The organism is Nocardiopsis alkaliphila YIM 80379 (assembly GCF_000341005.1).
Taxonomy (GTDB): Bacteria; Actinomycetota; Actinomycetes; order Streptosporangiales; family Streptosporangiaceae; genus Nocardiopsis; species Nocardiopsis alkaliphila.
In genome coordinates, this window is record NZ_ANBD01000042.1 from 1 (window position 1) to 5,682 (window position 5,682).

Here is a 5,682-nt window from a genome sequence, read left to right on the forward strand (position 1 = left end):
GCGAGGCCGAGGCCTCCAATCCCGCCGCGACCCGCTCATCCGGCCCGGTGGTGGCCTGGGCGCGATGCCAGGCCCGCCGGTCCGCCGCCGTGACCGGGTCGGTGGCCTCGGCCAGTGCCCGATGCACCGCCTGGCGTCGCTCCGGCTCGGCCGCGCGGTAGACCGCCGAACGCGCCAGTGGGTGGCAGAACCGCGCGCGTGTGTCGAAGCGCACCAACCCGGACGCCTCGGCGGCGGAGCTCGCCACGGGCACGTCGACGTTCAGGCGGTGGGCCGCCGCCCACAGGAGTTTGGGGTCCCCGGTCGGATCGGCGCTCGCCAACGTCAGCAGCAGCCGTGCGTCCGGTGACAGGCCCGCCGTTCTGGCCTGGAAGCTCCGCTCGATCCTGCTCGCGACCGGCGAGGGCGCCGGGATCACGAAACCACCGGCCTTGGGCAGCTCGATCAGGGCCAGCGGGTTTCCGCGTGCCTCGGCGAGCACGCGCTCGCGCACCCGGTCGTCGAGTGTCAGGGTCCTCTCCGCGGCCAGCAGCTCGCGCGCGTGCGTATCGCTCAGGCCCGGGATCGTCAGAGCGGGAAGTTCGTCCAGCCGGCGACCAACGCCCTCGTCACGGGCGGCGAACACCATCGCGATCGGCTCCGCCGTGACGCGCCTGGCGAGAAACGTCAAGGCCCGGGCCGAGGCGTCGTCCATCCAGTGGGCGTCATCGATGACGCATAGCAAGGGTCGTTTCGCCGTCGCTGTGGAGAGCAGATCGAGCGTCGCCAGTCCGACGCGGAACGGATCCGGAACGCCTTCCGCCAGACCGAACGCGACCCGTAGGGAGCGGCGGTAGGGATCCGACAACGCCTCCAGGTGCTCCAGTACCGGCACACAGAGCTGATGCAGCGTCGCGAAGGGCAGTTCACCCTCGAACTCCGCCCCGGAGGCGCGAATGATCTGGAACTTCTCCGACACGGCGTGTTCGAGGTGCTTGAGCAGCGTGCTCTTGCCGATGCCCGGTTCACCGCGAAGAACCAGCGCACCACCGGAGCCCCGTTCGGCCGCTTCGGTCAGGAGGCGCAGGCGACGGATCTCATCATGCCTGCCGAGGAGCGAAGGAGGTCGTTTCGCGGGCATGGCGCAACCCTATAGGGGTCGCGTACCCCGGCCGTGCGGCGGAATCGTCGACGGCTCCGTCGATCTAGGCGATTGTCACCGACGCGACCGAGGCGCGTCCACGAGATCGTCGTGACCTGACCGAACCGGCCGCATCGGTGTCCACCTCCGCCGTGGACACCCGCGCCCGACCACTCAGGCGAACGCGTAGGAAAAGGAAGGTTCGATGATCTACCACTGCATCCGTTTCTCCATCAAGCCCGGTATCCCACAGGAGGAGATCGCCGCGGCCCTACAGAAGATGGGGGAGCAGGGCGGTGTCATCCCCGGTGTCAAGTCCTCCATCTTCGGGGCCGACTTCGGGGGTGACTACGACTTCGGCGCGGTCTCCGTGTTCGAGGACCTCGAAAGCTACGAGGCGATGATGAACCACCCGTCGCACACGGAGATGGACCGGATCGGGCTGCCGATGATCGAGAAGTTCGTGTCCTTCGACATCACCGACGACCCCGACCCGGAGGTCGGCGCGAAGATCACCGCGATTCACCAGCGCCGATTCGACAAGATGCCCGACATCGCCGAACTCGTCTCCGACCTCGATGAGTACTCCGGTAGCGCGGCCCCCGGCAAGCACGGAAAGTGACGTGGTGCAGGGCCTGCTCCCGGCGGGGCCAGGCCCTCCACGGGCGTCCCCGGTCCGTGCGTAGGTGAAGGCGGGATTCGGACAAGTAGGTGATTGTCACCGACGCGAAGGTGTGCGGGGCAGGGAAATGCTGGCTTCATGACCACGGCAACCCACCAGGCGGCGCCGAACCGTCTCGCTCGCGGGACGATCCTCGCCGCCGCGACCTTGACGATCATGGCCCCGGCCGCCATCGCCCCCAGCCTTCCGGCGATGGAGCAGGTGTTCGCGGACCAGCCCGGAGCCTCACTGCTGGTCCGTCTGGCGATGACGGTCACCTCGCTGACGATCGCCGTCAGCGCCCCGGTGTCCGGTCTGGCCGCCGACCGGTTCGGGCGCCGCCCGCTGCTCGTGTTCAGCCTCGTGCTGTACGCGGTGATCGGCACTTCTGGTTACTTCGTCGCCGATCTTTGGCTGCTGCTGGCGTCCAGGGCGGTGCTGGGTGTCGCCGTGGGCGGGGTGATGACGGCGGTGAGCGCGACGATCGCCGACTGGTTCGAAGGGCCGGAACGGGCGTCCTTCCTTGGACTCCAACAGGCGGCCGCGAGCTTGGGCGGGGTGGTGTTCCTGCCGTTGGCCGGCCTGCTGGCGACCTTCGACTGGCGGGGGGCGNTGGCGGGCGCCGTTCTGGCTCTATGGTCTGGCGGCCCTGGTCGCGTTGGCGGCCATGCGCTTCGTGCACGAACGGCCGCGGGCCTTCACGCCCGAAGTGGGTGGGGGCTCCGGGCGTTCGGTGCTCGCACGTGTGCTCGGCGTCTACGTCTTGGCGCTCGGCGCGACCATGGTGTTCTACATGGCTCCGACACAGGTCCCCTTCCTCTTGGAGGGTCTCGGGGCCGGACCCGTCCTCGTGGGTCTGGTCATCGCCGGAAGCACCGTGTCCAGCGCGATCGGTGGTCTGGCCTTCCCCGTACTGCGCAGGTACGTGCACTCCAACGCGATCATCAAGATCGGCGTCGCGTCACTGGGAGCGGGGTGGCTGCTGATCGGCGTCACCGGGACGGCCCTGGGCACCACCGCGGGTCTGCTCGTCGGAGGCCTCGGGCTCGGATTCTCCGTGCCCACCATCACCCTGCGCTTGGCCGAGCTCGCCCCACCGGCCTGGAGCGGTCGTGCCCTGAGTGGACTCGTCACCGCGATCTTCTTCGGCCAGTTCATCTCTCCACTGGTCGTCCAACCCGTGATCCAGGCCGTCGGAGTCATCGACTCCTTCACCTGGTCGGGAACCGTCATGATCGCCGGGGCGCTCGCCGCCACGATCGTCTCCATGCCTTTCCGTGCCCGGTGAGCTTCCTGGGTCGGGCCGCGACCGCGCGCCGCCCAGGGACTGGAACCCATCGCCGCAGGCCACCACCGAGCCTTCCCACGAGGGAACACGCCGGCACCCCTGTGCCCCGATACGAGTTGAAGAAGGAACAACCATGACTGATGGATTCGAGGCCGACGCCATCGTCGTCGGCAGCGGGTTCGGCGGCGCCGTGGCCGCGGCCCGACTCGCCCAAGCGGGCCTCTCGGTCATCGTCCTCGAACGGGGACGACGGTGGAAGCCCGGTGACTTCCCTCGCCGCCCCGACCTGAACGACGGCTGGTTGTGGGAGCTGGGCCAAGGGCTCTACGACATCCGCTGGCTCGACCGCATGGGCAGCGTCCAGGCGGCCGGCTGGGGAGGTGGATCGCTCGTGTACGCGAACGTCTTCGCCCGCCCCTTCGAGGAGGTACTCGACGCGCGCTGGCCCGACCGGCTGCGACGCGGCGAACTCGATCCGTACTACGACCTGGCCGCGCACATGGTGGGCGTCTCCCCGGTGGGTGAGGATCCCCGAACCGGGGCTCCCCCGCCGCGCACCGAACTCATCGAGCGTCTCCTGGAGGGCACGGACAAGGAGGAGGCCACCGTACGGCCCAACCTGGCGGTGACCTTCGGCGATCCGGACACCTGGCGACCCAACGTCCACGGGGTGCCACGTCGGGGGTGCGCCTTCGTCGGAGAGTGCGTCATCGGTTGCAACCACGGAGCGAAGAACACGCTGGACCACACCTACCTCGCCGTGGCGGAACAGGCCGGCGCACGGGCCGTCACCGACGCGGAGGTTCAGCGGATCGATCCGTACGAGGGTGGCTACACGGTGACCGCCTCGACGCCCTCCGACCCCGACGCCCGACCGCGCGAGTGGTCCGCGCCCCGTGTCGTGCTCGCCATGGGGGCGGTGGCCACCAACGAGTTGCTGTTGCGCTCTCGGGACGTGCACGGCACGTTGCCCCACCTCTCCCGGCGACTCGGCCAGGGTTTCTCCGGAAACGGCGACTTCCTCACCATCGCCGAACTTCGCGGTGAGAAGAAGGACCTGACGACCGGGCCCACCATCACCACCAACACCGTGCTGGACGTCGCCGAGGGTTCTGGGTCGGTGTGGTACCAGGTGCAGGACGGGGCCCTGCCCCCGCCTCTGTACGACCTGCTCGACGGCTTCCTACCCGCTCGCAAGGTACGCGGTTGGTGGCAGCGCACGGTCCAGAACACGTCCCCGCGTCAGATCTTCGCCGTGCTCGCCATGGGCAAGGACTCCAGCGACGGAACGCTGAAACTGGACCACGGGGGGCGGGCCACCTTGGTCTGGAGCAACCGGTGGCAGGCGCGCCTGTATCGCTCCCAGAGCCGGGTCGGTCCGATCCTCGCTCGGCTCCTCGGCGCACGGCTGACCAACCCCTTCACCTGGTCCCTGCTGCGCCGAACCATCACCGTCCACGCCCTGGGCGGGGTGAGCCCCGGTGCCGACGCCACCACCGGGGTCGTGGACGAGACGGGAGAGGTGCACGGTTACCCGGGTCTGTACGTCATGGACGGCTCGGTGCTCCCCGCCGCGACCGGGGTGAACCCCTCCGCCACCATCCTCGCCGTCGCGGAACGCTCGATCGAGGCGGTGATCCGTGAGTCCGGGCGTGAGGGGTGGCGAGCACCCGAATGGGACGCGGTCGTACCCGCCGAGGTCCCCGAGGACGCCGCGTTCGAGTCCATGTCGCGGCTGCACGCCTCCACCAAGGGTGACGGGGTCGTCTTTCATGAACGCATGGTCTCGCGCGGCCGCGACCACCCGCGTGCGGTGGTGACGCTGAGCGCGGAGATCCCCAGCGTGGACCGGTTCCTCGCCGACCCCGCGCATCGGCTCTCGATGCGAGGAACGATCGACGTCGAAGGGCTCGCCTCACGGGCGGACCTGTCAGGAACCCTGTCCCTCTTCCCCGAGGGGGAGGGGGAGGCGATGTCCTACGCGTTGGACTTCGAGGACGATCGAGGGCACGCATGGCGGCTGACGGGCGTGAAGACCATCCCTTCCCGCAACCCCTTGGCCCTTCTGACCGGCCTCACCCATCTGCGCGCGCGGATCACCCCGATCGACCCGGCGGTCGGCGAGAGCCGACGCTTCGTGCTCTCCATCGGTGGCCGCGACCTCGTGGGGTTGGGGACCTCGTTGAACGGCCGGGGTTTCACCCTGGCCCGGCGCTTGCGCGCGCTCAGACGCTTCACGTTCTTCTTCGCCGCCTCCGCCCTGCGTGAACGGGCTTCGGCTTCGCCCTCCAAGGCGTACCGGTGAGTCGTCCTTCGGCGGTCCGGGCGCCCCGACCGCCACGAAGTCTCATCGGCCCGTGCCAAGGCGCTCCCCGGTGAGCGCACGTCCATTACTCGATCGACCCATCGACCATTCCGGTGGCCCGCTGTGGAAGAGCCGCCGGAACGATCCATCCACGAATGAGGGAACAACCCATGGCCGTCCACTTGATCGTCGGCGCCGGCCTGGTCGGCTCGACCACCGCGCTACAACTCGCCGCCCTCGGTGAGAACGTTCGACTCGTCAGCCGTTCCGGTCGGGGCCCGAGCCACCGGCTGATCGAGCGGATCGCC

At 69.2% G+C, this 5,682-nt stretch carries 4 protein-coding genes and 1 pseudogene; 4 read left to right on the top strand and 1 reads right to left on the bottom strand.

Translation table 11 applies throughout. The features are described 5' to 3' along the window. Window positions 1-1,120 (bottom strand): AAA family ATPase (locus tag D472_RS0106215; protein ID WP_017603637.1); only part of this gene is annotated, 1,120 nt, incomplete at its 3' end. A gap of 205 nt (window positions 1,121-1,325) precedes the next feature. Here D472_RS0106215 and D472_RS0106220 point away from each other — a divergent pair. From D472_RS0106220 to D472_RS24920, 4 genes and pseudogenes are all read left to right on the top strand, one after another. Continuing rightward, window positions 1,326-1,742, top strand: a complete 417-nt coding sequence (locus D472_RS0106220; protein WP_017603638.1) for a Dabb family protein — start codon at window positions 1,326-1,328, stop codon at window positions 1,740-1,742. A gap of 252 nt (window positions 1,743-1,994) precedes the next feature. Beyond that, a pseudogene (locus tag D472_RS29270) lies at window positions 1,995-2,318 on the top strand (MFS transporter); the annotation flags it as partial. A gap of 130 nt (window positions 2,319-2,448) precedes the next feature. Then, on the top strand, window positions 2,449-3,069 hold the full coding sequence (locus tag D472_RS29275; RefSeq protein ID WP_017603639.1) for an MFS transporter: 621 nt from the start codon (window positions 2,449-2,451) through the stop codon (window positions 3,067-3,069). 133 nt (window positions 3,070-3,202) lie between these two features. Beyond that, window positions 3,203-5,374, top strand: coding sequence for a GMC oxidoreductase (locus tag D472_RS24920; RefSeq protein ID WP_017603640.1), 2,172 nt, complete (start codon window positions 3,203-3,205; stop codon window positions 5,372-5,374). Window positions 5,375-5,682 lie beyond the last annotated feature (308 nt).